The organism is Dactylosporangium sp. NPDC050588 (genome assembly GCF_040654975.1).
Lineage (GTDB): Bacteria > Actinomycetota > Actinomycetes > Mycobacteriales > Micromonosporaceae > Dactylosporangium > Dactylosporangium maewongense.
Window position 1 is genome coordinate 13,921 of sequence record NZ_JBFAJA010000026.1, and the last position, 26,982, is coordinate 40,902.

Sequence of the window (26,982 nt, forward strand, 5' to 3'; positions counted from 1 at the left end):
CGCGGGCCCGGGACTGTCGTCCGATCAGCCGGTCCCGTCCCGTTTCGTGGTTACCACCGCCACATCGCCCGATTCCGCACCCTGCTCGCACCCGGCTCGCACCCGTCCCGCAACCGAGCCCGCCGTCTGCGAAGCTCCCGGCACCGACGAGGGGTCCGCGTCGCGCTGGTTCGACGGCGCGCGGCGGATGCGGGAGGATGACAGGGCGTCACCGGGACGCACCGGGGAGAAGGAGAGGCCCGTTGGGCGAGGACGGCGGCGCGCCGCGCGATGCGCGACTGCTGGCAATGCTCGACGACGACCGGCAGGGCTGGGTGCTCGCCACGGCGGTGCGCGAGGACGGCGAGATCGTCGACTTCGAGATGGTGTACATCAACGACGCCGGCTGCCGGTTCGCGGGCCGGTCCCGCGAGGAGCTGATCGGCCGGCGCTACCGGGAGCTGTGGCCGGAGACCGTGCACGACGGGACGCTGCCGCTCTACCGGGAGGTCGTGGAGACCCGGCAACCCGTCACCCGCACGGTCTACTACGACCGGCCGAGCGTGACCGGGCACTTCGAGATGCGGGTCAGCCCGTGGGGTGACGGGCTCGGGGTGCGGTTCGTGGACCTGCGGCAGCTGACGGTCGCGCCGCAGTCGACGGCTGGCACCCGGCTGTATGACGTCCTCGACGCCGCCTTCGACGGCTTCACGCTGCTGCGGGCGGTGACCGACGGCAGCGGCGCGATCGTCGACTTCGTCTGCGACTACGTCAACCAGCTCGGCGCGAAGCTCGTCGGCCGCACCGCCGAGGAGGTCATCGGGCACCCGCTCAGCGAGGTGTCACCCGGCAGTTGGGACGACGGCCTGTTCGACCGGTACCGGTCGGTGGCCGAGACCGGCGAGCCGTGGCTGGAGCAGCGGCCGTATCCGCAGGTCGGCCAGGTGTGGGAGGTGAAGGTCGCCCGGGCGCGGGCCGACGCCGGCACGCCGGCAGTGGCGGTGTCGTTCCGGGAGGTCACCGACCAGGTCGGGCAGCAGCGGCACCTCGCCGCCGTCGCCGCGGAGGCCGAGCGGGCCGCCGCCCGCGCGACGGACGCGGCGGCCCGCGCCACGGCGCTGCAGACGGCGACGACGGCGCTGGTCGCGGCCAGCACGACGGCCGAGGTGTATGCGGCGATCGGCTCGGTGCTGCGCCCGTCGGCGGGCGGCCAGGGCCTCGCGCTCCTGCTGCTGCACGAGCAGCAGCTGCAGCTGCGGTTCCACGACGGCTACGAGCCCGACGTCGTCGCGAAGCTGCGGGAGCTGCCGCTGGACCACCCCTATCCGGCGACGGCGGTCGCGCGGACCGGGCAGCCGCTCTACCTGACGTCCCTCGCCCAGTTCCAGGCCGCGCAGCCGGACCCGGCGGTGGCGGTGCCGGCGGGCGAGCGGCAGGCCTGGGCGTTCCTGCCCCTGGCGGTCGGTGGTGAGGTCCTCGGCACGCTCGTCGTCGGCTACCGCAGGCCGCGCGAGTTCGACTACGACGAGCAGGCGACGCTCATGGCCCTCGCCGGCCTCGGCGCCCAGGCGCTGCAGCGGGCGCTGCTCTTCGAGGCGCGCACCACGCTCGCGTCCGCGCTGCAGCGGGCGCTGCTGCCCGCGACGCTGCCGCGCGTGCCGGGGCTGCGCCACGCGGCCAGGTACCTGCCGTGGACCCACGGCGTCGACGTCGGCGGCGACTGGTATGACATCATCGACCTCGGCGAAGGGGCCGTCGGCGTCGTCATCGGCGACGTCGCCGGGCACAGCGCGGCGGCCGCGGCGACGATGGGGCAGGTCCGCAACGCGCTGCGCGCGTACGCCGGCGAGCGGCACAACCCGGCCAGCGTCGTGCACCACGTCAACCGGCTGGTGCTGGACCTGCACCCGGACACCATCGCGACCTGCTGCTACCTGGAGGTGCACCTCGCGGAGGGCACCGTCACCGCCGTCTCCGCCGGCCATCCGCCGCCGATGCTGCGCACCGCCGACGGCGTGCACCGGTTGCAGCTGCGGCCCGGCCCGCCGCTCGGCGTGACCCCTGACGCGGTCTACCTCGACACGACGCTGCTGATCCCGGAGGCGGCGACGCTGCTGCTCTACACCGACGGCCTCGTCGAGGACCGCCGGCACCCGATCGACCAGGGGCTGCGGGAGCTGCGCGCGGCCCTGCGCAGCGCGCCGACCCGCGAACCCGGTGGCACCCTGGACCACATCCTCGGCAGCGACGTCGGCCCGCGGCCCCGCACCGACGACGTCGCCGTCCTCTGCCTCACCAGCGACGCCGTGCCGACCGCGCCGCCGACCGCGCGGCGCCGCTTCCGGGGCGAGGCGATCAGCGCGTCGGCGGCCCGCCGCTTCGCCGCCGACGTGCTCACCGCATGGAAGCAGGCACCGATCATCGACGACGCGCTGCTGCTGCTCGACGAGGTGATCACCAACGCGATCCAGCACACCGTCGGTGACGTGACCGTCGAGCTGCGCCTGGGCGAACACCTGCGGGTCACCGTCCACGACACCAGCATCCGCCCGCCGGAGCGCCGGGCGGCACCGGACGGCGCCGACCGCGACAACGGCCGCGGCCTGCACATCATCGAGCAACTGGCGGCCGCGTGGGGCTCCGAGCTCGTCCCGACCGGCGGCAAGCTCGTCTGGTTCGACCTGCCCCGCGTCTGACCGGGGATGCCAACCTGGTCACGCAACGTGTCGGATAGCTGACCCCGTCGGAGCGGCCGGTGACCGTCGCTGGTACCACGGCTGCATGATGCGACGGCTGGCCGCGCTCACTGTGGCGGCGACGATGAGCACGGTGCTGGTCACGGTCGAGCCGGCGGCGGCCGTGCCGCCCGGCGGATCGGCGGGCACGGACATCTCCCACAACCTGACCTTCAGCGGTGCCCCCGGGTTCGCCAACGACGTCGTGGTGACGAAGTCCGGCACGACCGTGACGATCGACGACATCCATCCGATCAGCGTTTCCGGCGACTGTACGCACCCCGTGCTGGGCGACGACACGGTCGCGCAGTGCACGGTGTCGATGTCACCCGACATCCACGTCGAGCCGGGCGACTGGAGCGACCGGGTCACGGTGATCGGCGGCGGCTCGGTGCACTGGCTCATCGGTACCGGCGACGGCAACGACACCATCGACCTCACCGGCGTGACCGTCTCCGGCTCCAACGTGGCCGCCGGCAACGGCAACGACACCGTCACGTCCAGCACGCACGGCGAGCAGATCGACGGCGGCGCCGGCACCGACACGGTCAGCTACGCACAGCACCCCGGACCCGTCGCCGTCGACCTGAGCACCGGCGACGGCGGCCCCGAGCACGACGGTCTCGCCGCCGTCGAGGCGGTCGTCGGCGGCCCCGGCGACGACACGCTCACCGGCGACGCCGGGGCCAACACGCTGAGCGGCGGCGACGGTGACGACCTGCTCAGCGGGGGCGGCGGCGACGACACCCTCCTCGGCGGCGAAGGCGCCGACACGATGTACGGCGGCACCGGCGTCGACACGGTCAGCTACGGCGACCACGCGGTCCCGGTCACCGCCAGCCTGGACGGCCTGGCCAACGACGGCGCACCCGGCGAGGGCGACCTCATCGGCGCCGCCGTGGAGAACCTCACCGGCGGCTCCGCCGACGACGTCCTCTACGGCAACGACTCCGCGAACGTCCTGCGCGGCGACCCGAGCGGCAACTGGCTGCCCATCGCCGGCGGCGACGACACCATCTACCCGCTCGGCGGCAACGACGTCTCGTACGGCCTCGGCGGCGACGACACGATCACCGACGGCGACGGCGCCGACACCATCTACGGCGGGTACGGCGCCGACGACCTCCACGGCGGCGCCGGCGGCGACACCATCCACGGCGACCAGGGCGCCGACACGCTGTCCGGCGGCTCCGGCTACGACGCCCTCGACGGCGGCGCCGACATCGACTGGTGCCACGCCGACACCGGCGGCGCCAGCAAGACCGCCTGCGAGTTTCCGGGCCAGCTCCCCTGACCTTCCGCGCCGACACCGCATCCCGCAGAATTTCCGGGCGGCGGGCACAACCGATCCGGTGGTTGCTGCGATCCAGGAGGTGAGCAGGGAGGGAGCCGGATGCGGGCCGACGAGGAGCACGCCTACGTGCAGTACGTGAGCGACAGGGTGCTCGCGCTGCGCAGGACCGCCTACCATCTGTGCGGGGACTGGCACGAGGCGCACGATCTGGTGCAGGCGACCTGCATCAAGCTGTACCGGCACTGGGGCAGGATCAGCGCCGCGGACTCGCCGGACGCCTACGTGCGGCAGGTGCTCGTCAACGTGTACCTGCAGCAGCGCGGCACGTGGTGGGCGCGCAACGTGCGGCTGTTCACCGACGCCGAGCCCGATCCCGTGCCGGTGGCGCCGGCGCTGGAGCACCGGGTCGACCTGCACGCGGCGCTCGCCAAGCTGGCGCCGGGGCAGCGGGCGGTGCTGGTGCTGCGGTACTGGGAAGGGCTCGACGTCGCGGAGACCGCTCGGGTCCTCGGCTGCTCGACCGGCACGGTGAAGAGCCAGACGTCCTACGCCCTCGCGGCGCTGCGCCGCCTCATGCCCGACTACGCCTGGGAGGCGCGGTGAGCGAGCAGCTGTTCCGGTCGGTGCCGCTCGACGAGCCGCCACTGCCTCCGCAGTACGTCGACACCCTCGTCGCGCGGGGGCGCAGGTCCGTGCGGCGCCGCCGGGTCGCCGCGGTGATCGCCGTCGTGGCCGTGCTCGCCGCCGGCCTCGGGCTGCTGCCGCTCGTGCGGCCGGTCGCCGTCGTGCCGGCCGCGCCGGGGGCGACGCCGTCGCTGCCCGACCACATCGCGCCGTACTCGTCGCTGACCAGCACCGTCAGCCGCTCCCCCGGCGGGCGGGCCGTCATGCTGTACCAGTTCGGCAACGGCGAGCTGTTCAACCAGTTCCAGCCGCTCGCGCTCGGCGCCGACCGGGACACCTACCGGCAGCTGGACGCGGCCGAAGGGCGCCGCGGCATCCGGCCCTGGCTGCTGTCGCCGGACGGGACGACCGCCGTCCTCACCGAGGACCGGATCGCCGTCGACGCGCTGACCCTCGTCGACCTGCCCACCGGGCGCCGGCGGGCGGTCCCGCTGCCCGCGCCGACGGGTGCGGTGCCGCTCGCGTTCTCCCCCGACGGGCGGACCCTGGCGTACTCGGCGGTGCCGATGCCGATGGGCGACCCGTACAACAGCACCCTCGGCGAGTCCCGCCGGACCGGCGTGCTGACCCTGGTGGACCTCACCACCGGCCGGCACCGCACGCTGAGCGGCGTGACCCCGGTCTTCGCCGCGTCGTTCGCGCCCGACGGGCAGCGGATCGCGGTCCAGACCGGGCCCCAGGTCGAGATCGTCGACCTCGACGGCGCGGTGGCGCGGACCGTCGACCTGCCCGCCGAGCACATCCTCACCATGAACGCCGCCTGGTCGCCCGACGGCCGTCTCCTCGCCGCGACCGGCGCCACGACCTCCAGCGGCGGCGACGGGATCGTGCACTACCACCGGCGGATCGTCTTCGCCGACGCCACCGGGAGCGGGCCGGTGCCGGAGCCGGTCGCGGCCGAGGAGATGCTCGGGTGGCGGTCCGGCGACCGGATCGTCGCGCTGGTCCCCGCCGGCGAGGGCCCCGGTGAGCTGCGGGACGTGCCGCTGGACGGCGGGCTGCCCGGCACGCTGCTGAGCCGGTTCGACGCCGGGCAGAGCTGCGAGTACGGGACGCAGACGTGCCAGGCGTACGAGATCCGCATGGCGACCGGGCTGCTGCCGTCGCTGGTGATGCGCCCCGCCGACCCGGACCGCGGGCCGTGGCCCGGGTGGTTCACCGTGACCACCGCCGGCGGCAGCGTGTTCCTGGTCGTCGTGGTGTTCCTGCTGTACCGCCGGATCACCCGCCGACGAGGGGCTGGTGCGTCGCGGGAAGGCGCTGGAACGGAATGAGCCCCTGGACCCGGTCGGGGCTCAGCTGGAGCACCTGGTCGGCGTCGACGGACACCGCGAGGAGCAGTGCGGTCGGCGTGGGGTCGACGCCGTCGACGAGCACGACCGGGATCTTCCCCGCGTCGATCATCTCCGCGATCGCCGCCGTCTCGTGCGGGTGCGGCGGCGTCTCGGCGGTGATGGCCAGCACGGTGTGCGCCGGCAGGTGCCGGCGCAGGCCCGCGACGAGCTGAAACCCGATGCCCGTGCCGCCGTCCCGGCAGACGACCGCCAGCTCGTGCCGGGTGGCGAGGGTCGCGAGGACGGCGGTGACGTCGCCGAGGTAGGCGCGGACCTGCGGCCCCTCCAGCGCCACGATCGTCGTGGCGGCCTGCGACGCGTCGTCGGCCTGGGCCGCGACATCGGCCGGCGCGGGGAAGGCGACGGCGGCGCCGATCCAGGCGCGCCGGGCCCGCAGGCTGGTCGCGCCGCTGACCGCGGCGGCGGCGAGCAGGATCAGCCCGATGGCGTAGGAGCCGTTGATGTCGTGCACGGTGCTGAGCAGCAGCGCCGGGAAGAGCCCGACCCCGCTGCCGACGGCGCCGATCACGCCCGTGATGGTGCCGGCCTGGGCGGGCGGCGCGGTGCGCCCGATGAGCGCGAGCACGCTGCCGAACGCGGTGCCCAGCGCGACCGCGACGCCCCCGAGGGCCGGACCCGCGGCCCAGGCGAGCGGCAGCTCGAACGCCAGGACCACCAGCAGCGCGGCGAGGGCGGTGAAGCAGGTGCCGATCACGGCGGTGGGTGCGCGCCGCCGGCACAGCCAGCCGCCGAACGGCCCGGCCAGCGCGCCGAGACCGACCGCGCCCGCCGCGAACAGCATGGCCGCGGTCCAGCCGACGCCATACGTGTGGTGCAGGTACGCCGGCAGGTACACGTCGAGGGCGACGAGGCCGCCGCACGAGACGCCGTACCAGACGGCGAGATAGCGGGTGACCGGCCTGCGCACCAGGGCGGGAACGGCCGACCAGGCACCCCCCGGCCGCCGCCCGGTGGTGGGGCGGTCGCGCAGCACCGCGGCGGCCAGCACGGCGTGGCCGAGCAGCGCGCACGTCAGGATCAGCGGGCCGTGCTCCCGGTCGATGGCGACCGTGGCCCGCACGGCGACCCCTGCCGTGGCGGCGAGGCACATGCCCGCGGCGAGGAGGCTCAACGTGGACGCCCGGCGGCCGGGCGCGACGGCACGCACGAGGGCGCCCGCGGCGGCGGGCAGGCCGGCACCCCCGACGCCGAGGGCGCACGCCACGACGATCAGCGCCGCGAGCCCGTCGACGACGGCCAGGGCCCCCGCCGCGATGGCCGCGACGAGGCTCACCGCCGGCAGCACGATTCTGGCCCCGAACCGGTCGGTCAGCACCCCCGCCGGGACCCGCAGCAGCACGCCGACGACGAGCGGCACGCTGCCGAGCAGTGCCCAGGCGCCCTCGTCGAGGCCGAAGCGGTAACCGAGCTGCGGGCCGAGCGGGCCGATCAGCATCCACGCCCAGTAATGCAAGATGTAGCCCGTGACGGCCACGGCCAGCGTGACGCCGACCCTGCCCACCGGCGCCGCCCTGCCCGGCGGGTCGACCCGCCGCATCAGCATCGTGCCATCAGCCCCGCACCCCCACGCAACGCTCGGCCGGCCCACCTCGTCTGCTGGACCTCACTCCTCAACGACCTGAGGACGTAGCCGGTTACGCGTGCCCCGGACGAGATCCCGCGCACGGGTGCGCCGCCGCGGCGGTCGTATCCTCGACGCATGATCGGAACGCTGGACGTCGTGGTCCTGGACGCCGCCGACTACCGCGGCCTGGCCGCGTTCTACGCCGAGCTCGCCGGCTGGGAGCAGACCTACGCCGACGACGACTGGGTGTCGCTGCGCGCGAACGACGGATGGAAGGTCGGCTTCCAGCTTGCCCCCGACCACCGCCCGCCGCTGTGGCCCGGCCAGGAGCGCCCGCAGCAGGCGCACCTGGACCTCCGCGTCCCCGCCCTCGAGCCCGCCCTCGAGCGGGTGCTGGCGCTGGGCGGCACCCTGCTGCGCCGCAACGACCGCTGGATCACCGTCGCCGACCCGGCCGGCCATCCGTTCGACCTCTGCTGGCATCCTGGCAACGACGGTGTGACCCTCCTCGGCCCGGTCGTGGACTGCGCGGATCCGTGGCGCCTCAGCCAGTTCTACACCGCCCTGCTCGGCAAGCCCCTGACCCACAACGACGACGACTTCGCGCAGATCGGCGACAACGGCGACCGCCCCGTCCTCTTCCAGCGCGTCAACGGCTACACCCCGCCGCGCTGGCCGGACCCGGCCCACCCGCAGCAGCTGCACCTCGACGTGCTGGTCGACGACCTGGACGAGGCCGAGGCGGCGACCCTTGCGCTGGGCGCGACCCGACTCCAGGCCGGCGGCGACACCTTCCGCGTCTTCCTCGACCCGGTCGGCAAGCCCTTCTGTCTCTGCGCCCAGCCCGGCTGACCCGCCCCGGCCGGCCCGGGGCACCGCTACGCGACTGCCGGCGGGTCCGCCGCGGCGCGACGGCGGCGGAGCAGGCCGGCGATGACGTCGATGACGATGAACGCGGCGAGCGTGACGCCGAACGTCGGCAGGGCCCAGCCGATCGCGCCGGTGACCACGATGCCCGCGATGAGGACGGGCGGGCGGACCCGGCGCCACGCGCCCCGGGCGGGCGGCGCACCGGTCAAGGTGCGGGTGGGCCGGCGCTGCCACCACATGCGGTAGCCCCAGACGATGACGCAGAGCAGGCCGATCGCGAGGGCGGCGAGGAGGATCTGGTTGGCCGGGCCGAACAGGTAGCCCATGTGGGCCTGGACGCCGAGGCTGGTCAGCTGGGCGAGCAGCGGCCAGTCGGCGAAGTCGGAGCGGTCGGTGACGGTGCCGGTGACCGGGTCGACGGCGATGCGGTCGAAGTGGACGGGCCACACGTTGTCGTTCTCGAAGACGGTCCAGGCGGCGCCGTCCGCGGCGGGCGGGGTGATGTCCATCGGCCCGGTGAGGCCGTTCGCGCGGGCGATGCGCAGCACGGCGTCGACCTGGGCCGGGTCGCCGGCCGTGGCCGCCGCGCCGCCCTCGCCGTGGTGGCCACCGCCGCCGGAGGGAGCGCCGGACAGGGCGGTGCTGACGGCGGGGCGGCGCGAGTCGAGGCCGTCCAGCGCGAGGCTGAAGTTGGCGCCGGCCCAGTCCGACCAGGTCAGGCCGGTCGCGGAGAGGAAGAGCAGGCCGGCGGTGAGCCAGACGCCGGTCGCGGCGTGCATGCCCCGGGTGCGGCGGACTCCCTTCGCGGCGCGCAGATCATAGAGCAGTGTCGCTTCGGTACGGCGCCGCCGCCGCTCCCCGCGGGACCGCCACTGACGGTTGCACCACAGGACGAGCCCGCCGAGCACGACGACCCACAGCCAGCTCGCGGCGGTCTCCGAGTACACCAGGCCGATGTCGCCGAGGAGCAGGTGGCGGTGCAGGTCGTCGAGCCGGGTCGTCAGCGGCGTCTCGCCGAACCAGGTGGTGAGCTGGCCGCGGATCTCGCCCGTGTAGGGGTCGACGTAGACGGTGTGCGTCTTCTCGCCCAGCGACGGCACGCTGAAGACGACCTTCGTGGTCGCGTCCGGCGCCGACGCCGGCGTGACGGAGGTGAAGGTGCCCGACGGGTGGGCGGCGATCGCCGCGGCGACCTGCTCCGACACCGGCTTCGGCAGCCCGGGCCCGACCCGGGCCACGTGCAGCTCCTTGTCGTAGACGAGGTTGTCGAGCTGCGGGGTGAACACGAACAGCAGCCCGGTGACCGCCGCGGCGACGAGCAGCGGCGCGACCAGCACCCCGGCGTAGAAGTGCAGGCGGGTCAGCAGCGGCACGATCGACCAGACCGGCGCCCCGGGGCGGGGCTGCACGGCTGGGGGTGAGACGTCGGTGACGACGGACATCGGGGAACCTCCGGATACAGGCGATCGGGGCGGGCGGGCCCACGAGCATGTAGTCGCCGCCGGACCGGAGGAAGTTCCCGGGAACTTGTCGCGCCCGATCGCCGACTACCTCATGCCCCATTCCGCCGAAAACCGAGGAACGCCAACCCATGCGTCTCACCCGCCCGGCCGCCGCCCTGGCCGCCGCATTGATCGCCGTCTTCGCCGTCCCCACCGCCGCGGATGCGCACGTGACCGTCAACCCGGGCGCCGCCACGCAGGGCGGCTACACCAAGGTGACGTTCCGGGTGCCGAACGAGCGCGACGACGCCTCCACCACCAAACTCGAGATCGCGCTGCCCACCGACAAGCCGATCGCGTCGGTGTCGCTCAAACCCCTCCAGGGCTGGACCGCCGTCGCCGAGACCAGCAAACTCGCCACCCCGATCAAGACCGACGACGGCGAGCTCACCGACGCTGTCTCCAAAATCACCTGGACCGCGTCAGCCGGCGCGGAGATCAAGCCCCACCAGTTCCAGGAGTTCGACGTCTCCCTCGGCCCCCTGCCGACCACCGACCAGATCGACTTCAAGGCCCTCCAGACCTACTCCACCGGCGAGATCGTCCGCTGGATCGACGAGCCCGCCGCCGGCGCCGAGGCCGAGCACCCCGCCCCCGTCCTCAAGCTCACCAAGAAGACCGGGACGCCCGCCACCACGGCCGTGATCACCGCCGCGCAGGACGCCGCCGACACCGCCACCGACAGCCAGACCGACGGCACCGCGATCACGCTGGGCATCGCCGCGCTGCTCGCCGGGTTCGCGGCGCTGTTCGCCGCCGTGGTCGCCTACCGCCGTACAGGCGCCTGATCCAGGGCCTGATCGAGGCTGCGCAGGATCGCGGCCTCGGCGGCGGCCCACGCCTCGGTGTGGTGCAGCCACGGCGGCGCCGGGGCCGGCTGCGGGCCGAACAGGAACCGGTGCGGCACGATGCCGCGCAGCGCCTCGTGCACGTCGAGCTTGTCGTCGACGAAGTGGGTGATGCCCAGCTCCGCGCAGTGCACGGCCTTCTCGGGCCGCCGCAGGCAGAACCGGAGGTGTTCGCGGGGGATCCCGGTGCGGGCCGCGAACGCGTGATGGTCGAGCCACTGCCGCGTGTGGCGCTGCACCCGCTCGCCGCACTTGGAGATCAGCCACACCTGCTCGAAGCGCGGCACGAGACGGGCGAGGGCCTCCAACGCGCCGGGCACCGCCGGCGTGGCCAGCATCCTGGCGGGGTCGCCGCTGAAGAACTGGGTGTCGCCGCCGCCCGGGGCGGACCCGCCGATGATGACCCGGCCGATGTCGACGCCGAGCCTGCTGCCTGCTGTGTTCATGTGGTTCAGCGTCGCCGCCGCGACGCTAGCGCGGAACTATTCTTGTCCGCGCGACTATAGTCTGCGGTTATGGCCGTGTCGCCGGACGCCCTCGCCGCGTTCGCGGTGTTCGCCGAGCACCTCAACTTCACCCGGGCGGCGGAGCGGCTGCGCATCTCCCAGCCCGCGCTGCACGTGAAGATCGGCAAGCTGGCGCGGGAGCTGGGCCGGCCGCTGTACCACCGGGTGGGGCGGCGGCTGGTGCTCACGCCCGACGGTGAGGCGGTGGCCCGGTTCGCCCGCGCACACGACGAGCGGCTCGCGCAGTTCCTGACCGAGTTCGCCGGTGCCGCGCCGCGCCGGCCGGTCGTGCTCGCCGCCGGTCAGGGCGCCTACCTGTACCTGCTGGGCGACACGATCCGGGCGGTGCTGGCCGAGGAGCCGACCCGGCTGCGCCTGATCAACTGCGACCACCGGCAGATGCTCGCCGCGGTGCGGACCGGGCAGGCGCACCTCGGGGTGAGCGTGCTGGACGTGCTGCCCGAGGACCTGACCGTGGCGGAGCTGGCGACGTTCCCGCAGATGCTGTTCGTGCCCGAAGGACACCGGCTGGCCCGGTGCAGGAGCGTCGGGCTGCGCGACCTGGACTGCGCCCGCATGGTCGTGCCGCCGCAGCACCGGCCGCACCGGGTGCTGCTGGAGCAGGCGCTGCGGGCCGCCGGCGCCGGCTGGACGGTCGCGGTGGAGGCGGAGGGGTGGCCGCTGATCGCGCAGTTCGTCGCGCTCGGCGTGGGGCTGGCGGTCGTCAACGGCTGCGTGCCACCGCCCGCGGGCGTCGTCGCCCGGCCGGTCCGGGACCTGCCGCCTATCACGTATCACCTGGTGCATCAACCAGCGGCGATGTCAGACCCGCGGATCACCGGTCTTGTGCAGCGCCTTCTCGCCCGCGCCTGAAAATTTCACGGCTCCCGATTCCTGCAACAAACCTGCACACCAGAACCCTTGTCGTGGAGGAAAGCGCTTTCCTAGTATCGGGTTCCGCCGATGCTTTCACACCCCCACCCGGAGGCTTCGAATGAGCTCAAAGACCCGAACACCCCGCCTCGCGTTCCGAGCCGGCGTTGCCGCGGCCGCCACCGCCATCGTCGGCACCGCGATCGGCGTCGCCCTGTCCACGCCGGAGGCGTCCGCGGCGACCGGCGGCGTCACCGGCTTCGCGACCCAGAACGGCGGGACCACCGGCGGCGCCGGCGGGCAGACGGTCCGGGCCACCACCGGCACCGCCATCCACGCCGCCCTGTGCAACCGCGCCAGCAGCAGCACCCCGATCATCATCCAGGTCGAGGGCACGATCAACCACGGCAACACGACCAAGGTCTCCGGCAGCAGCTGCAACACCGCCGAGGACAAGATCGAGCTCAAGGAGATCAGCAACGTCACCATCATCGGTGTCGGCGGCGGGGCGGTCTTCGACCAGCTCGGCATCCACATCCGCGACTCGAGCAACATCATCATCCAGAACGTGACGGTCAGGAACGTGAAGAAGTCCGGCTCGCCCACGTCCAACGGCGGCGATGCCATCGGCATGGAGAGCACCGTCCGCAACGTCTGGGTCGACCACGTGTCCCTGGAGGCGTCCGGCGGCGAGTCGGCGGGCTACGACGGCCTGTTCGACCTCAAGGACGACGTGCAGTACGTGACGCTGTCCTACAGCACCCTGAAGAACTCCGGCCGTGGCGGCCTCATCGGCTCCAGCGAGAGCGACCGGGGCAACAGCTACATCACGTTCCACCACAACTCGTACACGAACATCGACTCCCGCACGCCGCTGCTGCGCGGCGGCATCGCGCACATCTACAACAACTCCTACGTGAGCCTCAACGAGTCCGGCATCAACTCCCGGGCCGGCGCGCGGGCACGCATCGACAACAACTACTTCAAGAACTCCAAGGACGTCATCGGCACGTTCTACACCAGCGAGGCCGGCTACTGGCAGGTCGCGGGCAACATCTTCGACAACGTGACCTGGTCGCCGAAGGGCACCGACACCAACCCGGCGGGCCCGAACCCGACGTCCAACACCAGCGTCAGCATCCCGTACAGCTTCTCCCTCGACCCGGCCAGCTGCGTGCCGGACGTCGTGAGCCGCACCGCGGGCGCGAACAAGGGCCTGCAGGTCTCCAACGGCAGCTGCACGCCGACCAGCCCGACCGGCGGTCCGACCTCCGCCGGGCCGACCTCGTCGTCGCCGCGGCCGTCCTCCCCCGGCCCGTCCTCGCCGGGACCCACGCAGGGCGGCACGAACCTCAGCATCGGCGCCGGCTCCGACGGCTCCAGCAAGGCCGACGGCACCAGCTACGGCGACGTCCGCGACGGCAGCATGAGCACGTACTGGTCGCCGTCCGGCACGACCGGCTCCATCTCCATCAAGTGGGGCTCGGCCACCGCGATCTCGCGCATCAACATCCGCGAGGCGTCCGGCTCCACCGGCGTCATCCGCAACTGGCGCGTGCTCAACGGTGACACCGGTGCGGTCCTCGCGTCCGGAACCGGCGCGGGCGTCATCACCTTCACCCGCACCTCGCTGAAGAAGGTCACCTTCGAGATCACCAGCGCCACGGGCACCCCGAAGGTCGCCGAGTTCGAGACCTACGCCTGATCCGCGGGCACGGGCGGCGGGGCCGGATTCCTCCGGCCCCGCCCGCTCGCGGCAGCGGTCAGAGCAGGCTCAGCTTGAACACCTCGAACGCGGCGGCGAACGTGACGCCGAGGCGGGTGCCCGTCTGCCGGGAGAAGCCCTCCAGGAACTCCTCCGCGTCGAAGTCGCCGGTGCCGAGACCGCGCAGGTAGGCCTCGTGCGCCTCCAGGGACCGCACGCCGAGGTCGAACGTGGCGGTCGTGTCGGCGGCATGCTTGGACAGCGGCGAGTTCGCCGCCCACACCTGCCGCACCCCGCCCCACCGCTCCAGCCCCTCATCGATCTGCTCCCGGAACACCCACCGGTTCCCCGCATCGCGCGCGGCGTCGAGGACCGCCCGGCCCGTGACGATGTGGTCCGACATGTTGAGCGCGTCGCCGGCCTCGTCCCAGCTGTCGCGGAAGTTGTTCGTGATGACGATGTCCGGCCGGTGCGTGCGGATCACCCGCGCCAGCTCGCGCCGCAGCGGCACACCGCCCTCCAGGACACCGTCGGGCAGGCCCAGGAACTCCACCTGCGACACCCCGACGATCTGCGCGGACTCCCGCTGCTCCCGCTCCCGCAGCGGCCCGGCCTCCGCCGGATCCATCCCGTCGATGCCGGCCTCGCCGCTGGTCAGCAGCACGTACGCCACCTCCTTGCCCTGACCGGTCCAGCGGGCGATGGCGGCGGCGGCGCCGAACTCCAGGTCGTCGGGGTGCGCGACGATCGCGAGGGCCCGCTGCCAGTCCTCGTCGACCGGCTGCAGCGGGTGCGGTGTGGCAGGCGTTTCAGTCATGCCTCCCATCTTGCTGCACGTCGCGCGCCGAGGGCGCCAGGTCCGCCCGGGCCCGGGCAGGCCGGTTGAGCACGGCATCCTCGGGCGGGTTGTCCCGTCGATCCGGACATGTCGATCATGTCGTAGGCTGCGTCCCGGTTTGAAGGTCACCGTCCTGGGAGTCCGGCCCGTCAATGAACACCATCCATCCGTCCGTGGCCCGCGTCGCCACGGCGTGCCGCGCGCTGATCGACGCGCGCTGGTTCACCGTCGCCTCGTTCACGGTGATCGTCATCAACGCGGCGGTGCTCGGCCTGGAAACCTACGACGGTGCGCACCGCGCCGCCGCCGGCGTGCTCCGGGCCGTCGAATACGGCTGCATCGTGTGCTTCGCGGTCGAGCTGCTGGTGCGGTTCGGCGCGCAGCTGCCGGCGCCGCGGGCGTTCTTCCGTGACGCCTGGAACCTCTTCGACCTGTTCATCCTGCTCTCGCCGCTGCTGCCGGGGGTGCGGGAGAACGTGACCGTGCTGCGCATGCTGCGCCTGGCCCGGATCGTGCGGACGTTCCGGCTCTTCCCGAGCCTGCGGGTCATCCTGGTGGGCATCCGGCGCAGCCTGCCCGGCCTCGGCAGCTTCCTGCTCGTCACCGTCCTGCTGCTGTACGGCTACGCCATGCTCGGCTGGATGATGTTCGCCGACGCCAACCCCGCCCGGTACGGCACCGTCGGGCAGGCGATGCTGACCCTGTTCCTGCTGCTGTCCCTCGACGGCATCACCGACACCCTGCAGACCGGCCGCGCCGTCACCGAGTGGGCGGTGCTGTACTACGTCTCCTACATGGTCGCCGCCTGCTTCCTGCTGACCAACCTCCTCGTCGGCGTCGTGCTCAACGCGCTGCAGGACGCCCATCAGGAGGAGCGCGACACGGCGAACGCCGCCCCCGCCCCAGCCGACGACCCAGCCGAAGACCCAGCCGAAGACCCCGCCGATGACCCTGTCGAGCGGCCGGGAGACGCGACGGTCGCGGCGCAGCTGGCATCGTTGCGGGCGGCCGTCGACGCCCTCGAGCAGCACCTCGCCCGCCAGGCCGCGACGGACCCGGCCGGACCGGTGCCGCGCCAGCCGTCGCCGGTCGGCGACGGATCAGGCTGAGGCCGGCGAACGCGGCGGGATCACCCGGCCGGGCGGGTGTAGCGGTGCTTGACCTGCGGCGGGAAGTACTCGGGGTCGCCGGCTGGGCGCAGCTCGACCCGCGGGGTCTGGTAGGCGGCCGGGACGTAGTTGGCGAACTCGCTGTTGAGCCTGCGCAGCTCGTCGCGGATCGCGCCGGCCAGCTGCCCGGCCCTTGCGGGGTCGCCGGTCTCGCCCTGCGCGAGCTCCGCCACGACGGACAGGTGGCGCTCCTCGTCGCTGTCGGAGAGGACCTGCAGGACGAACTTGCCCGTGACCCAGTCGCTGATGCCGTCGCGTTCCAGGGCGACGGTCACGTTCTCCGGGTAGATGTTGGCGCCGAAGTACGACACGGTGAACAGCGACCTGCCGAAGACCCACACGAACGGCAGCCGCGGGGCGGCGCCGGCGTCCAGGCCCTCCTCCGGATCGAAGCCCAGGCCGGCGCAGTACGCGAGCATCGCCTCGTGCGACAGCAGGCCGCCCTCGTCGGCGATGTGGTAGCGGACCAGCGGGATCCCGCCGTCGCCGGTGAAGAGCAGCGTGCCCTCGTGGGTCTCGAAGTAGCGGGTCGCCGGGTCGTACTGCACGAGCGTCGGCAGCCGCGGGTCGCCGAACAGCGCGCGGGCGGCGTCGGGACGGCCGGCGAGGAACCGCCGGATCGCCACGCTCAGCGGCGTCTCCGTGCCCAGGACGCCGGCGTCGGCGGTGCCGTACAGCGAGACGGAGTCCGACAGCGGGTCCGCCATGCCGGCCCTGGCGCCGACGAGTGTGCGCCACTCCTCGCTGAAGACCTCACCGGCGAGCAGCAGCTTGATCGCGTACGCGGGGCAGTCCACGCCCCGCTCCCGGCCGGCGTCCACGACGTTCTTCACGAACGGCGGGTACCCCGCGAGGACCACCTGCTCGAAGTGCGGCCCCAGCTCCTGGACGACCCGCAGGATCTCGTCGACGTTGTTGCCGGGCGTCGCCACCGTGACCGGGTAGCCCTTCGCGGCCAGGTGCCGGCAGGCGGCGGCGGTGTACATGCCACCGACCCACGACCCGAGCGCGAAGCACACCACGACGAGCGTGCGCCGGCGGTCGGCCCGGAAGCTGCCGACCAGCGCCTGCTCGAACCGGCGGGCGACGACGAGCTCGTCCGGCACGGAGCGCGGCCACACGGTCGGCTGCCCCGACGACCCGGACGACACGGCGACCGTCTCGGCGCCGTCGAGGGTCCCGCCGCGGCACAGCTCCGGCAGCGGATACCGGCGGTGGTAGTCGGCCTTCGTCAGCAGCGGCACCCGCGCGAGGTCGCCCGCCGTGGCGATGCCGGCCGGGTCGACGCCGCGCTCCCGCAGGAACGACCGGTACGCGGGCACGCTCGCGGCGACGTCGTGGAACAGCCGCAGCGCCCGCTCGGCGCCGTCCTCCACTGTCGCCGCGCCCGGTGGTGCCTCGTAGAACTCGCGCAGGCCCGCGAGGACCCGCCGCGCCCTGTCATCCACTGTCCGCACTCCGTCCGGTAGACGCCCGGCCGATTGTATTGGCGGGCGCGACGATCTTTGGGCAGACTCGACGCCGTGCGGGCGGCGCGGCGGGGCGGGGTGTACCTCTTGGGCTCGCTGCTGTCCGCGGTCGGCACCGTGCTCGCGCTGCCACTGCTGTGCGTGCCGCGGCTCGCCCGGTGGTGGGCGGCCTGGCACCGCGGCCGCGCCCGGCGGCTGCTCGATCCGGCGTCTGGGGCGCGGCCCACGCTGCGGGCGGCGTGGGCGGACGCGGCGACGGGCCGGACGGCCGGCGCCCTGCTCTGGCTGCCGGTGCACGCGGTCACGGGGGTGGCGTTCGGGCTGCCGGCGCTGCTGTGCGTGGGCAACATCGTGGTCGCGCTGATCGCGACGCCGCTGTGGTGGGCGTTTCCGTTCGTGGAGCGGCCGCGGCTGTTCATCGACGTGCCCGTCACCGGGTGGGCGACGGCGCTGACCCTCGGGCCGCTGCAGATCGTGCTGCTCGCCACGCTGGCCTTCGTGGCCTTCCCGCCGGTCGCCCGCGCGCACGCCCGGATCTGCGTGGCGGTGCTGGCGCGCCGGGCCGGCGAGGAGCTCGCCGAGCGGGTCGAAGTGCTGACCCGGACCAGGGCGGACGTGCTCGACGCGCACGGCGCGGAGCTGCGCCGGATCGAGCGGGACCTGCACGACGGCACCCAGGCCCGGCTCGTCGCCATCGCGATGCGGCTGGCCGTGGCCCGGCAGGCGTTCGCCGAGTCGCCGCGGGACGAGCAGTTCGTGGAGGGGCTGCTCCGGGACGCGCACGAGGGCACCGAGGAGGCGATGGCGGAGCTGCGTGAGGTGATCCGGTCCGTGTACCCGCCGATCCTCGCCGACCGGGGGCTCGACGGCGCCCTGACCGCCGTGGTCACCCGCTGCGGCGTGCCGACCCGGCTGGAGATCGGTGAGTTCGAGCGGGTCCCGGCCGCCGTGGAGGCCGTCGTGTACTTCGCCGTCGCCGAGGCGCTCACCAACGTCGCCAAGCACAGCGGCGCGACCGCGGCCCGGGTACGGGTCGGCCGCACCGCGGACCGGCTGTCGGTGGTCGTCACCGACGACGGTGCCGGCGGCGCCGACGAGCGGCGGGGCACCGGCCTCGCCGGGATCCGCCGCCGGGTGCTCGCGCTGGACGGCGCCGTCGACGTCGACAGCCCGGCCGGCGGGCCGACGACCGTGACCGTGGAGCTGCCGTGCGGGTGGTGATCGCCGAGGACAACGTGCTGCTGTCCACCGGGCTGGAGCTGCTGCTCGGCCGGGCCGGCTTCCAGATCGCGGCCGTCGCGCAGGACGCGGACGGGTTTCTCGCCGCCGTGCGGGAGCACCGGCCCGACGTGACGATCGTCGACGTCCGGCTGCCGCCGACGTTCCGCGACGAGGGGATCCGGGCCGCGCTGCAGGTCCGGCGGGAGCACCCCGGGCTGCCGGTGCTGGTGCTGTCGCAGTACGTGGAGCAGCAGTACGCCGCGGAGCTGCTCGCCACCGCCGGCGGTGGTGTCGGCTACCTCCTCAAGGACCGGGTCAGCCGGGTCGACGGGTTCGTCGACGCGCTGCGCCGGGTCGCCGACGGCGGCAGCGCGATGGACCCCGAGGTCATCGCCCAGCTGGTGCAGCGCGCCGGCGACCCGCTCGCCGCGCTCACGCCCCGCGAACGCGAGGTGCTCGGGCTGATGGCGCAGGGCCTCGACAACACCGCCATCGGCGCCCGGCTCGTCATCACGGACAACGCCGTGCACAAGCACATCGGCAACATCTTCGCCAAGCTCGGCCTCGCCGTCACCGACAGCGGCCACCGCCGCGTCCTGGCCGTCCTCGCCTACCTCAACGCCGCCGGCCGCTGAGCGGCGCCGCCGAGGCCTTCGCCCGCGAGCGGCGACGGCGTGGCGCGGCGCGGCGTGGCGCTGCGTTCACGAGCGGGCACCGATCGCGTCGACCGGCGCCGGCCGCATCGCGATCCGGGTCGACGTCATGATCGCCGCCCAGCCGAGCAGCGCCGCGACGGCCACGATCCCGGCGTACATCGGCGGCGGCACCGACGGGATCAGCGACCTGGTCAGCGCGAAGCTCGTGCCGACCAGCGACGGGAGCGCGGCCAGCGATCCGATGACCACGGCGGCCACGACGACGATCCTCGTCTCGCCGCGCATCATCGCGCGCACCTGCCCGGGGCTCGCGCCGACCAGCCGCAGCAGCGCGAACTCGCGGAAACGCGCGGCGGTCGCCATCACCAGCGTGTTCACCACCGCGATCGCGAGGTAGCCGAGGAGCACCGCGTTGAGGGCGAGGCCGACCACCGACTCGCCGGCGGTGGCGTCCTGTTGCGCGGCGACGAACGAGTCCCGGTCGCTGACCCGGACCGTCGGCAGGTCCCGGACGGCGGCCCGCAGCGCGTCGCCGAGCGCCCCGGCGTCGGTGCCCGGCGCCGCCGCGACCAGCACGGCGAGGTCGAGCCGGTCCGTGGTGTGCGCCAGGACGACGTCGTGCGGCAGGGTGACGTCGCCGAGGCCGAGGCCGCGCTCGTAGATCGCCACCACCGTCGGGGTGACCGGCGTGCCGTCGCCGAGCCGGAGGTCGACGGTGCCGCCGAGCGTCGCGCCCAGGGTGCCCGCGGCGATCCGGCTCAACGCCACCGTGTCGCCCCGCAGGTCCGCGACGTCGCCGTCGAGCACGCCGAGGTCCAGGGTCGCCGCGAGCCGGTCGCCGGTGACCCCTTGCGCGGCGTAGCTGCGGATCTGCCGGTCGTCGCCGGAGCCGAAGAGGGCGAGGGTCCGCGTGCGCACGAGCGGGGTCACCGCCGCGACGCCCGGCACGTCCCGCAGCGAGTCGGCGACCTCGGGCGACACCCCCGCGGAGGTCGCGGTGACGACGTAGCCGGCGCGCAGCCCGTCCCCGGCCTGCTCCCGGGCGGCCGCACCCGCGGTCGTGCCGCTGAAGAGCTGCCCGGCCGCGAGGGTGACGCCGATGATCAGCGGGGTGGTGGCCGCGGCGAGCCGCCGCGAGTTGGCGCGGGCGTTCGCGGTCGCGAGGAACCCGCTGACGCCCGACCCGCGGTGCAGCCAGGGGCTCAGGACGCGGACGGCGCCGGTGAGCAGCCGCGGCCCGAGCAGCCCGACGGCGAAGACGAGCAGGAACGCCGAGAACGCGGCGCCCTCGGCGGCGCCCTCGCCGGGCACCCGCAGCGGCGGCACGATCGCCATGGCCAGGCCCGCTGGGACGAGCAGCAGGCCGGCGGCCAACCGGATCCGGCCGAGTCTCGCCGGCTCCGCGGCGGCCTCGCCGAGCGCGTCGACCGGCCTGAGCCTGGCCGCGCGCCGGGCCGCGATCCAGCCGCCGAGGCGGGCGCCGATCAGGCACAGCACCGTCGCGGCCAGCAGCGGCAGCGGGCCGATCGACAGCTCGAAGTCGTCCGGCACCGCACCGGCGAGGGCGAAGACGCCGCGCAGGAGGAAGGCGAGCCCGATGCCCGGGACCACGCCGAGCACCGCGCCGAGCGCGCCCACCAGCACGGTCTCCGCGGCGATCATGCGCAGCACCTGTTTCGGGGTCGCGCCGATCGCCCGCAGGAGGGCCAGTTCCCGCAGCCGCTGCCGTACGGACAGCGCGAGGGTGCTCCCGACAACGACCATGATCACCACGACCATGCTGCCGCCGAAGGCGAACGACAGTTCGGTGATGAACGACCGCGTCGCGCCGACGTCGAGGAACTCGGCCTCGCCGCGGTCCCTGCCCGCGTAGACGACCACACCCGGGACCGCGTCCTTGACGGCGCGGGCGAGGTCGCCGGCGTCGGGAGCGGCCAGCACGCCGATCACGGCCACCCGGTCCGGCCGGCCGGTCAGCTCCATGGCCCGCTCGTCGGTGAAGTACACCGCGGGCTGCCGGCTCCCCGGCGGCACCGCGATGCCGGTCACCCGGTAGGTGGTCGTGTTCGAGCCGACCGCGAGCCGGACGTCCGCGCCGGCGGCGACGCCGGCCCGATCGGCCAGCGTGGCGTCGAGCACCACGTCCCGCGGCCCGGCCGGCGCCCGCCCGGCGCTGATCGTGACCGGGCCGAGCGCGGCGGAGCCCCAGCCGTGCCCCAGCACAGGGCGTCCATCCGGCGCGTCGGCCGTCAGCAGGCTCACCGGGACGCTCACGTCGGCGATCGCCGCCCGTACACCGGGAACCCGCGCGATCTCCGCGACCTTGGCGGCCGGCAGGGTGGCCCGCTCGGCGAACCGCGGGTCGACGTCGTCGGCCACCGGCAGCGCCTGCGGGGCACCCACCACGAGGTCGGCGGCCCGGTAGCGTTCGGTGGGAGCCCCGGAGCGCTCGCTGCTCTCCAGCAGGATCCCGCACGCCGTGATCACCGCCGAGCCGAACACCACCGCCACGAACGCCGCGACGAACGCGCCCTTGCGGTCCTTGACGGTGCTCCATGCCAGCCACACAGCCAGCCACAGCATCCGCCGGTTCACGCGTCCCCCAGGTGCGTCAGCCGCTGCGCGATCCGCTCCGCGGACGGCCGGTGCAGCTCGCCGGCCAGCCTCCCGTCGGCGAGGAACACGACGGTGTCGGCCCGCGCCGCGGCGACCGGGTCGTGCGTGACCATCAGCACCGTCTGGCCGAGCTCGTCGACGATCCTCCTGAGCAGATCCAGGACCTGGCGGCCGCTGCGGCTGTCCAGCGCGCCGGTCGGCTCGTCGGCGCACACCAGGTCCGGCTCGGTGATCAGCGCCCGGGCGACCGCCACCCGCTGCTGCTGGCCGCCGGAGAGGCTGCCCGGCCGCCGGTCGTGATGCTCGGCGAGCCCGACCGCGGCGAGGACGCCCGCCAGCCGCCCGCGGTCGACCGGCTTCCCGGCCAGCCGCAGGGGCAGCGTGACGTTGTCCGCCACGCTCAGCGCGCCGAGCAGGTTGTACGCCTGGAACACGAACCCGATCCGGTCCCGCCGCAGCCGCGTCAGCTCGGTCTCGGACCGGCCGGACAGCTCCGTGTCGCCCAGCAGCACCCGTCCCGACGTCGGGCGGTCCAGCCCCGCCGCGCAGTTGAGCAGCGTGCTCTTGCCGGACCCGGACGGCCCCATGACCGCGGTGAACGTCCCGCGCGCGAACCCGGCCGTCACCCCGTCGAGCGCGCGCACCGCGTGCTTGCCCGACCCGTACACCTTCGACACCGCATCGAGGCGCACCGCACAGTTGGATCTCATGCCCTCCGAGGCTAGGCACGGCGGCGACCAGGACCGATACCCCGCGCCACCGCATCCGTGGTACAGCGGGCTGTAGTGCCGCTGAGGCGTGAGTCGGGTGACATCGTCCTCGGCGGGGGTCGGCTCGTAAGGTGATGGGATGTCTGGAAGTGCTCTTCACCAGAAGCTGGCGGAGGCGCGGTCGGGGGTCCTGCTGTTCAGCCTGACACCGCCGCGGCGCAGCGAGAGCGATGAGCGGGTCAAGGAGATCGCCGCGGTGACGCTCGACCGGCTCGCCGGGCTCGACGTCGACGGCCTCATCCTCTACGACATCGACGACGAGTCGGACCGCAACCCCGACGAGCGGCCGTTCCCGTACCTGCCGACGATGGACCCGGCCGTGTTCCACGCGGAGCACCTCGGCGGCTGGGACAAGCCGACGATCATCTACCGCTGCGTCGGCAAGTACCACGAGGACGACCTCGCCGACTGGCTGCGGCACGCCGACCCGAGCCGGGTCCTCAGCGTCTTCGTCGGCGCGTCGTCGGGCGACAAGTCGGTGCGCACCGACATGCGCCGCGCCCAGGCCGTGCGGCGGGAGGTCCGCCCCGACCTGCCGCTGGGTGCCGTGGTCATCGGCGAGCGGCACACCCGCGGCGGCGACGAGCACCTGCGCATGCTGGCCAAGCAGGAGCGTGGCTGCTCGTTCTTCGTCTCGCAGGTCGTGTACCACGTGAACGACACCAAGAACCTGCTCTCCGACTACTTCTACGCGTGCCGGGAGCGGGGGACGGCGCCACGGACCGTCGTCTTCACGCTGTCGCTGTGCGGGTCGCTCAAGACGCTCGAGTTCGTCCGCTGGCTGGGCGTCGACGTGCCCCGCTGGCTGCAGAACTCGATCCGCTTCGCCGACGACCCGCTCGCCGAGTCCTACCGGCAGGCCATGGCGATCGCCCGGGACCTCGCCGACTTCTGCGAGCACCTCGGCATGCCGTACGGCTTCAACGTCGAGAGCGTCTCGATCCGCCGCGCCGAGATCGAGGCCACGATCCGGCTGGCGGCCGACGTCGCGGCGCTGCTGCGGGAGCGCCGTTGACCGCTGGAGGCGACGGGCAGCGCCTCGCCGGCGGGTTCGACAACGGCGCGGTCCGCGTGGGCGACACCGTCCGGCGGGCCGCGGGGGTGTGGACGCCGGCCGTACACCTGCTGCTGCGGCACCTGGAGTCCGCCGGGTTCGACCGGGCGCCACGCGCGCTCGGCCTCGACGACCAGGGCCGGGAGGTGCTGTCCTTCCTGCCCGGCACGGTCGTCGGCGCGCAGCGGCCGTGGCCGGAGTGGGTGCACAGCGACGACGCGCTGCGCCAGGTGGCCACCTGGCTGCGCGACTACCACGCCGCCGTCGCGACGTTCGTGCCGCCGGACGGCGCGGTCTGGCGCGACGGGAGCGTCTGGCGGCCCGGGCTCGTCATCGCGCACAACGACGCCGCGCCGTACAACGCGGTCTGGTCCGGCGGGCGGCTGGCCGGGTTCTTCGACTGGGACCTCGCCGCGCCCGCCACGGTCGAGGAGGACCTGGCGTCGGTCGCGTTCGGGTGGGTGCCGCTGCACGCGCGGCACGTGGTGGCGGCGGAGGGGTTCACGGCGTTCGCCGACCGGCCGCGCCGGCTGCGGCTGTTCCTCGACGCGTACGGGTGGCCCGGCCCGGCCGGCGACTTCGTCGGTGTCGTGCGCCGGCGGGTCCTCGCCATGGCGGCGGAGGTCCGTCGCGCCGCGGCGGCCGGCGACGCCACGTTCATGCGGATGCTGGCACACGGCACCGACGCGACGCTGGAGGCGGCGGCCGCCGAGCTCGCCTCGTTCTAGTCCTCGTTCTGGTCCTGGTTCTAGACCGTCAGGAGCCGGTCCAGCAGCTGGTGGTACCGCAGGACCGTGTCGCGCATGCCCTCGGTGCTGTCCGACGACCGGGCGCCGGCGCGTTCGAGCTGGTCCTCGCGCTCGTGGACGCTGGCGGACAGGGCCTGCATCGCCTCGTCGACCAGCTGGCGCGCCTCGGTGACGCTGCCGCGGGGGTCCTCGACGAAGTGGGTCTGCACGTCGTGCCAGCGGTGCCGGAACTCGTCGGCCTTGCCGGTGTCCCAGATGCTCAGGTCGCGGACGCCTTCCGGCACGGCGGCGGTGGTCTGCGGCGCGGCCGGCTCGCCCGCGCCCGTGGTGGTCGTCTGCGGCGCGGCCGGTTCGCCCGCGCTCGTGGTGGTCGTGGGTGGCGCGGCCGGCTCGCCCGCGCCCGTGGTGGTCGTCTGCGGCGCGGCCGGTTCGCCCGCGCTCGTGGTGGTCGTGGGTGGCGGCGTCGCGGGCGGCGTCTGGAACGCCCCGGGTGGCTGTGGCGCCTGGCCCCCACCGACGGGAGCGTTGTCGTCTCGGATCACGGTCGCGCCTCCTTGCATCCCTGCGTCTCAGCGGTTCCCTGTGGTTCCCTGTGTATCAGCCGTGCCTTCGTCTCAGCCGTGCCCGGGGATCGGCCGGCCGCCGCCCGAGGGTTCGCCGAGCAGCTCGGCGAACAGCAGGCGGTAGTGCATCAGCGCCTGGCGGAGCTGCTCCGTCGACGCCTGCCCACGCTCGTTCACCTGGTTGATCTCGTGGGCCTCGCGGTAGTGGCCGAGCGTCTCGGCGTGGTCGACGCTGAGGTCCTGGACCCGGACGTCGAAGTCCCCGGTCGGGTACCCGCGCTCGTGCATCACCTTCGTCACCAGTTCGTCGGCCTCGCGGGTGGCCGCCTCCGGCTCCTCCACGAAGTGGGCCTGCATGCGTTCCCACTGCTCCGCGTACCGCTGCCGCTGCTGAGGATCGAGCTCCTTGAGGTCCAGCTCGTCGTGGCGGCGCTGGCGCTGCTGCAGGTCGCGCTCGGCCGCACGGCGGCTCGACTGCTCGCCGATCGCCCGGTCGTACTCGGGCCCGAACTGCTGCTTGAGCTCATTGGTGCGACGGTGCCGGCTGAAGCTGACCGCGATGAGCGCGATGACCAGCACGACGATGATGGCGACGAGCAGGACTGCGGTTGAGGACATCACGAATCCCTTCCGAGGTTGCCAGGTCCGACGCTACTGCGGCGCGGGACGGCTCGGCCTCACCCTCTCGCCGGCGGCTTGTGTGGGCCCGGCCCGGGCGGGTAGTGCGCCGGCATGAAGGCTCACTCTGATGCCTGGCAGTCGGCGCTCACCGTCGTCCAGGAAGCGACACCGCCGTGGATCCCGGCCGACGCGCACGAGATGACGGTCCTGGTGGAGTTCCCGCCGGGAGACCCCGGCACCCCGCCGCACCGGCACCCCGGGCCCGCCTTCGGTTACGTCCTCGAGGGCGAGATGCTGTTCGAGCTGCAGGGCTCGCCGCCGCGGGTCGTGAAGGCCGGGGAGGCGTTCTGGGAGCCGGGCGGCGACGTCATCCACTTCCAGGACGGCAACAACCGCGACGACGTCCCGCTCCGCTTCGTCGTCACCATGTTCTGCACCCCCGGCGAGCCCATGCTGACGCTCGTCGACGAGTCCGAGCTCCGGACGCTGTCCAGGCAGTCCCGGCGCTGAACGCTGTGTAGGAACGCTTGTAGGGAGGACATCATGCACATCGCTGTGATCGGCGGCACCGGCCGCATCGGCTCGCGGGTGGTCGACATCCTCACCTCGCGTGGCCACCGGGCCGTGCCGCACGCCCTGTCCACCGGTCTCGACCTGTTCACCGGCCGGGGCGTCACCGAAGGCCTGCGCGGCGCCGACGTCGTGGTCAACGTGACCAGCTCGCCGACGTTCGACGACAGGGCGGCGGCGTTCTTCCGCACCACGATGGACAACCTGCTGCGGGCGGCCGTTTCCGAGGACGTCGGCCACGCGGTCCTGCTGTCGATCGTCGGCATCGACCGCGTGCCCAACCTCGCCTACTACCGGGCGAAGGTCACGCAGGAGGACATCCTGAAGTCCGCCCCGGTGCCGTACTCCATCGTCCGCGCCACCCAGTTCTTCGAGTTCATCGACACGGTGATGTCGTGGACCTCCGACGAGCACGCCGTGCGCCTGCCGGCCACCCCGATCCAGCCGATCGCCGCCGACGACGTGGCCCGCGCCGTCGCCGACGTCAGCGTCGGAGCGCCGCTGCGGGGCACCCGGGAGGTCGCCGGCCCCGACGTCTTCTCCCTCGACGCGCTGGGCCGTCTCGCCCTCGCCGCCCACCACGACCCCCGCCCGGTCATCACGGACAATTCGGCGGGCCTGTTCGCCGCCGTCCCGGGCGACGCCCTCATCCCCCGTTCCGGCGTCGTCATCGCCCCGACCCGCTTCCAGGACTGGTCCGCCCGCGTCCCTGTCCGCTGAACCGCTGCCAGAACACCGCGTCCAGCTCCCGCTCGACCAGCGCGCGCTCCA

The 26,982-nt window shown here is 73.8% G+C and carries 24 protein-coding genes; 15 read left to right on the plus strand and 9 right to left on the minus strand.

Annotation, left to right across the window (positions count from 1 at the left end):
- Nucleotides 1–242: 242 nt before the first annotated feature.
- The 4 genes from AB0I21_RS19530 to AB0I21_RS19545 all read left to right on the plus strand — a co-directional run bounded on the left by AB0I21_RS19530 (nucleotide 243) and on the right by AB0I21_RS19545 (nucleotide 5,966).
- Nucleotides 243–2,675: a SpoIIE family protein phosphatase gene (locus AB0I21_RS19530; RefSeq protein WP_360562875.1), complete on the plus strand. Its 2,433-nt coding sequence runs from the start codon at nucleotides 243–245 to the stop codon at nucleotides 2,673–2,675.
- Nucleotides 2,676–2,760: 85 nt separating this feature from the next.
- Nucleotides 2,761–4,008, plus strand: coding sequence for a calcium-binding protein (locus AB0I21_RS19535; protein ID WP_360562877.1), 1,248 nt, complete (start codon nucleotides 2,761–2,763; stop codon nucleotides 4,006–4,008).
- A 99-nt stretch (nucleotides 4,009–4,107) separates the two neighbouring features.
- The gene (locus tag AB0I21_RS19540; RefSeq protein WP_360562879.1) at nucleotides 4,108–4,611 is read left to right on the plus strand and encodes a SigE family RNA polymerase sigma factor; all 504 of its coding nucleotides are present in this window, start codon (nucleotides 4,108–4,110) and stop codon (nucleotides 4,609–4,611) included.
- The gene (locus tag AB0I21_RS19545; protein ID WP_360562881.1) at nucleotides 4,608–5,966 is read left to right on the plus strand and encodes a hypothetical protein; all 1,359 of its coding nucleotides are present in this window, start codon (nucleotides 4,608–4,610) and stop codon (nucleotides 5,964–5,966) included. The genes AB0I21_RS19540 and AB0I21_RS19545 overlap by 4 nt, the downstream gene beginning before the upstream one ends.
- On the opposite strand, the gene AB0I21_RS19550 is transcribed toward AB0I21_RS19545, so the two are convergent.
- On the minus strand, nucleotides 5,914–7,590 hold the full coding sequence (locus AB0I21_RS19550; RefSeq protein ID WP_360562883.1) for an MFS transporter: 1,677 nt from the start codon (nucleotides 7,588–7,590) through the stop codon (nucleotides 5,914–5,916). The two genes, AB0I21_RS19545 and AB0I21_RS19550, sit on opposite strands and share 53 nt — an antisense overlap.
- 156 nt (nucleotides 7,591–7,746) lie before the next feature.
- Between AB0I21_RS19550 and AB0I21_RS19555 the strand changes: the two genes are divergently transcribed.
- On the plus strand, nucleotides 7,747–8,463 hold the full coding sequence (locus AB0I21_RS19555; RefSeq protein ID WP_360562885.1) for a VOC family protein: 717 nt from the start codon (nucleotides 7,747–7,749) through the stop codon (nucleotides 8,461–8,463).
- Nucleotides 8,464–8,489: 26 nt separating this feature from the next.
- Here the strand turns inward: AB0I21_RS19555 and AB0I21_RS19560 are convergent, their stop codons facing one another.
- A complete protein-coding gene (locus AB0I21_RS19560) occupies nucleotides 8,490–9,923 on the minus strand; it encodes a PepSY domain-containing protein (protein ID WP_360562887.1) in 1,434 nt (477 codons plus the stop codon).
- A gap of 149 nt (nucleotides 9,924–10,072) precedes the next feature.
- Here AB0I21_RS19560 and AB0I21_RS19565 point away from each other — a divergent pair, with 149 nt between their 5' ends.
- Nucleotides 10,073–10,771 carry a YcnI family protein gene (locus AB0I21_RS19565; RefSeq protein WP_360562889.1) on the plus strand — a complete coding sequence of 233 codons (699 nt, stop codon included), beginning with the start codon at nucleotides 10,073–10,075 and terminating at the stop codon, nucleotides 10,769–10,771.
- Here AB0I21_RS19565 and AB0I21_RS19570 read toward each other — a convergent pair.
- Nucleotides 10,750–11,277 carry a hypothetical protein gene (locus AB0I21_RS19570; RefSeq protein WP_360562891.1) on the minus strand — a complete coding sequence of 176 codons (528 nt, stop codon included), beginning with the start codon at nucleotides 11,275–11,277 and terminating at the stop codon, nucleotides 10,750–10,752. The two genes, AB0I21_RS19565 and AB0I21_RS19570, sit on opposite strands and share 22 nt — an antisense overlap.
- A gap of 69 nt (nucleotides 11,278–11,346) precedes the next feature.
- On the opposite strand from AB0I21_RS19570, the gene AB0I21_RS19575 reads away from it, so the two are divergent.
- Both AB0I21_RS19575 and AB0I21_RS19580 read left to right on the plus strand, forming a co-directional pair.
- Nucleotides 11,347–12,210 (plus strand): LysR family transcriptional regulator, encoded by an 864-nt coding sequence (locus AB0I21_RS19575; RefSeq protein WP_360562893.1) that lies wholly within the window; start codon nucleotides 11,347–11,349, stop codon nucleotides 12,208–12,210.
- A gap of 121 nt (nucleotides 12,211–12,331) precedes the next feature.
- Entirely contained in the window at nucleotides 12,332–13,915 is a 1,584-nt protein-coding gene (locus AB0I21_RS19580) for a pectate lyase (protein ID WP_360562895.1), read from the plus strand.
- A 58-nt stretch (nucleotides 13,916–13,973) separates the two neighbouring features.
- On the opposite strand, the gene AB0I21_RS19585 is transcribed toward AB0I21_RS19580, so the two are convergent.
- Nucleotides 13,974–14,732 carry a PIG-L family deacetylase gene (locus AB0I21_RS19585; protein ID WP_344499944.1) on the minus strand — a complete coding sequence of 253 codons (759 nt, stop codon included), beginning with the start codon at nucleotides 14,730–14,732 and terminating at the stop codon, nucleotides 13,974–13,976.
- 173 nt (nucleotides 14,733–14,905) lie between these two features.
- Here AB0I21_RS19585 and AB0I21_RS19590 point away from each other — a divergent pair, with 173 nt between their 5' ends.
- Nucleotides 14,906–15,862 (plus strand): ion transporter, encoded by a 957-nt coding sequence (locus AB0I21_RS19590; protein ID WP_360562897.1) that lies wholly within the window; start codon nucleotides 14,906–14,908, stop codon nucleotides 15,860–15,862.
- 20 nt (nucleotides 15,863–15,882) lie between these two features.
- On the opposite strand, the gene AB0I21_RS19595 is transcribed toward AB0I21_RS19590, so the two are convergent.
- Nucleotides 15,883–17,370 carry a phenylacetate--CoA ligase family protein gene (locus tag AB0I21_RS19595; RefSeq protein ID WP_360562899.1) on the minus strand — a complete coding sequence of 496 codons (1,488 nt, stop codon included), beginning with the start codon at nucleotides 17,368–17,370 and terminating at the stop codon, nucleotides 15,883–15,885.
- Between the two features lie 99 nt (nucleotides 17,371–17,469).
- Between AB0I21_RS19595 and AB0I21_RS19600 the strand changes: the two genes are divergently transcribed.
- Complete coding sequence (locus tag AB0I21_RS19600; RefSeq protein WP_360563043.1) at nucleotides 17,470–18,612, plus strand: sensor histidine kinase; 1,143 nt, start codon at nucleotides 17,470–17,472, stop codon at nucleotides 18,610–18,612.
- Nucleotides 18,600–19,247 carry a response regulator transcription factor gene (locus AB0I21_RS19605; protein ID WP_360562901.1) on the plus strand — a complete coding sequence of 216 codons (648 nt, stop codon included), beginning with the start codon at nucleotides 18,600–18,602 and terminating at the stop codon, nucleotides 19,245–19,247. Before AB0I21_RS19600 ends, AB0I21_RS19605 begins: the two co-directional genes overlap by 13 nt.
- 66 nt (nucleotides 19,248–19,313) lie before the next feature.
- Here AB0I21_RS19605 and AB0I21_RS19610 read toward each other — a convergent pair whose 3' ends face one another.
- Nucleotides 19,314–21,851 (minus strand): FtsX-like permease family protein, encoded by a 2,538-nt coding sequence (locus tag AB0I21_RS19610; RefSeq protein WP_360562903.1) that lies wholly within the window; start codon nucleotides 21,849–21,851, stop codon nucleotides 19,314–19,316.
- A gap of 8 nt (nucleotides 21,852–21,859) precedes the next feature.
- A complete protein-coding gene (locus tag AB0I21_RS19615) occupies nucleotides 21,860–22,594 on the minus strand; it encodes an ABC transporter ATP-binding protein (RefSeq protein ID WP_360562905.1) in 735 nt (244 codons plus the stop codon).
- Nucleotides 22,595–22,733: 139 nt separating this feature from the next.
- Here AB0I21_RS19615 and AB0I21_RS19620 point away from each other — a divergent pair, with 139 nt between their 5' ends.
- Both AB0I21_RS19620 and AB0I21_RS19625 read left to right on the plus strand, forming a co-directional pair.
- On the plus strand, nucleotides 22,734–23,669 hold the full coding sequence (locus AB0I21_RS19620; RefSeq protein ID WP_360562907.1) for a 5,10-methylenetetrahydrofolate reductase: 936 nt from the start codon (nucleotides 22,734–22,736) through the stop codon (nucleotides 23,667–23,669).
- A complete protein-coding gene (locus AB0I21_RS19625; RefSeq protein WP_360562909.1) occupies nucleotides 23,666–24,436 on the plus strand; it encodes a phosphotransferase in 771 nt (256 codons plus the stop codon). Before AB0I21_RS19620 ends, AB0I21_RS19625 begins: the two co-directional genes overlap by 4 nt.
- 20 nt (nucleotides 24,437–24,456) lie before the next feature.
- Here the strand turns inward: AB0I21_RS19625 and AB0I21_RS19630 are convergent, their stop codons facing one another.
- Both AB0I21_RS19630 and AB0I21_RS19635 read right to left on the minus strand, forming a co-directional pair.
- A complete protein-coding gene (locus AB0I21_RS19630) occupies nucleotides 24,457–24,999 on the minus strand; it encodes a hypothetical protein (protein WP_360562911.1) in 543 nt (180 codons plus the stop codon).
- 72 nt (nucleotides 25,000–25,071) lie between these two features.
- Nucleotides 25,072–25,638 (minus strand): hypothetical protein, encoded by a 567-nt coding sequence (locus tag AB0I21_RS19635; protein ID WP_360562913.1) that lies wholly within the window; start codon nucleotides 25,636–25,638, stop codon nucleotides 25,072–25,074.
- A gap of 114 nt (nucleotides 25,639–25,752) precedes the next feature.
- Here AB0I21_RS19635 and AB0I21_RS19640 point away from each other — a divergent pair, with 114 nt between their 5' ends.
- Nucleotides 25,753–26,151 carry a cupin domain-containing protein gene (locus AB0I21_RS19640; protein WP_360562915.1) on the plus strand — a complete coding sequence of 133 codons (399 nt, stop codon included), beginning with the start codon at nucleotides 25,753–25,755 and terminating at the stop codon, nucleotides 26,149–26,151.
- Between the two features lie 33 nt (nucleotides 26,152–26,184).
- The gene (locus AB0I21_RS19645) at nucleotides 26,185–26,931 is read left to right on the plus strand and encodes an SDR family oxidoreductase (RefSeq protein WP_360562917.1); all 747 of its coding nucleotides are present in this window, start codon (nucleotides 26,185–26,187) and stop codon (nucleotides 26,929–26,931) included.
- Nucleotides 26,932–26,982: the final 51 nt, after the last annotated feature.

Bases quoted from the DNA above. Each gene is read 5' to 3' on its own strand.
- AB0I21_RS19570 (WP_360562891.1), bottom strand. From the start codon at position 11,277: ATGAACACAGCAGGCAGCAGGCTCGGCGTCGACATCGGCCGGGTCATC.
- AB0I21_RS19565 (WP_360562889.1), top strand. From the start codon at position 10,073: ATGCGTCTCACCCGCCCGGCCGCCGCCCTGGCCGCCGCATTGATCGCC.
- AB0I21_RS19620 (WP_360562907.1), top strand. From the start codon at position 22,734: ATGTCTGGAAGTGCTCTTCACCAGAAGCTGGCGGAGGCGCGGTCGGGG.
- AB0I21_RS19540 (WP_360562879.1), top strand. From the start codon at position 4,108: ATGCGGGCCGACGAGGAGCACGCCTACGTGCAGTACGTGAGCGACAGG.
- AB0I21_RS19560 (WP_360562887.1), bottom strand. From the start codon at position 9,923: ATGTCCGTCGTCACCGACGTCTCACCCCCAGCCGTGCAGCCCCGCCCC.
- AB0I21_RS19535 (WP_360562877.1), top strand. From the start codon at position 2,761: ATGATGCGACGGCTGGCCGCGCTCACTGTGGCGGCGACGATGAGCACG.
- AB0I21_RS19555 (WP_360562885.1), top strand. From the start codon at position 7,747: ATGATCGGAACGCTGGACGTCGTGGTCCTGGACGCCGCCGACTACCGC.
- AB0I21_RS19645 (WP_360562917.1), top strand. From the start codon at position 26,185: ATGCACATCGCTGTGATCGGCGGCACCGGCCGCATCGGCTCGCGGGTG.
- AB0I21_RS19610 (WP_360562903.1), bottom strand. From the start codon at position 21,851: ATGCTGTGGCTGGCTGTGTGGCTGGCATGGAGCACCGTCAAGGACCGC.
- AB0I21_RS19575 (WP_360562893.1), top strand. From the start codon at position 11,347: ATGGCCGTGTCGCCGGACGCCCTCGCCGCGTTCGCGGTGTTCGCCGAG.
- AB0I21_RS19580 (WP_360562895.1), top strand. From the start codon at position 12,332: ATGAGCTCAAAGACCCGAACACCCCGCCTCGCGTTCCGAGCCGGCGTT.
- AB0I21_RS19615 (WP_360562905.1), bottom strand. From the start codon at position 22,594: ATGAGATCCAACTGTGCGGTGCGCCTCGATGCGGTGTCGAAGGTGTAC.
- AB0I21_RS19635 (WP_360562913.1), bottom strand. From the start codon at position 25,638: ATGTCCTCAACCGCAGTCCTGCTCGTCGCCATCATCGTCGTGCTGGTC.
- AB0I21_RS19640 (WP_360562915.1), top strand. From the start codon at position 25,753: ATGAAGGCTCACTCTGATGCCTGGCAGTCGGCGCTCACCGTCGTCCAG.
- AB0I21_RS19550 (WP_360562883.1), bottom strand. From the start codon at position 7,590: ATGCTGATGCGGCGGGTCGACCCGCCGGGCAGGGCGGCGCCGGTGGGC.
- AB0I21_RS19590 (WP_360562897.1), top strand. From the start codon at position 14,906: ATGAACACCATCCATCCGTCCGTGGCCCGCGTCGCCACGGCGTGCCGC.
- AB0I21_RS19585 (WP_344499944.1), bottom strand. From the start codon at position 14,732: ATGACTGAAACGCCTGCCACACCGCACCCGCTGCAGCCGGTCGACGAG.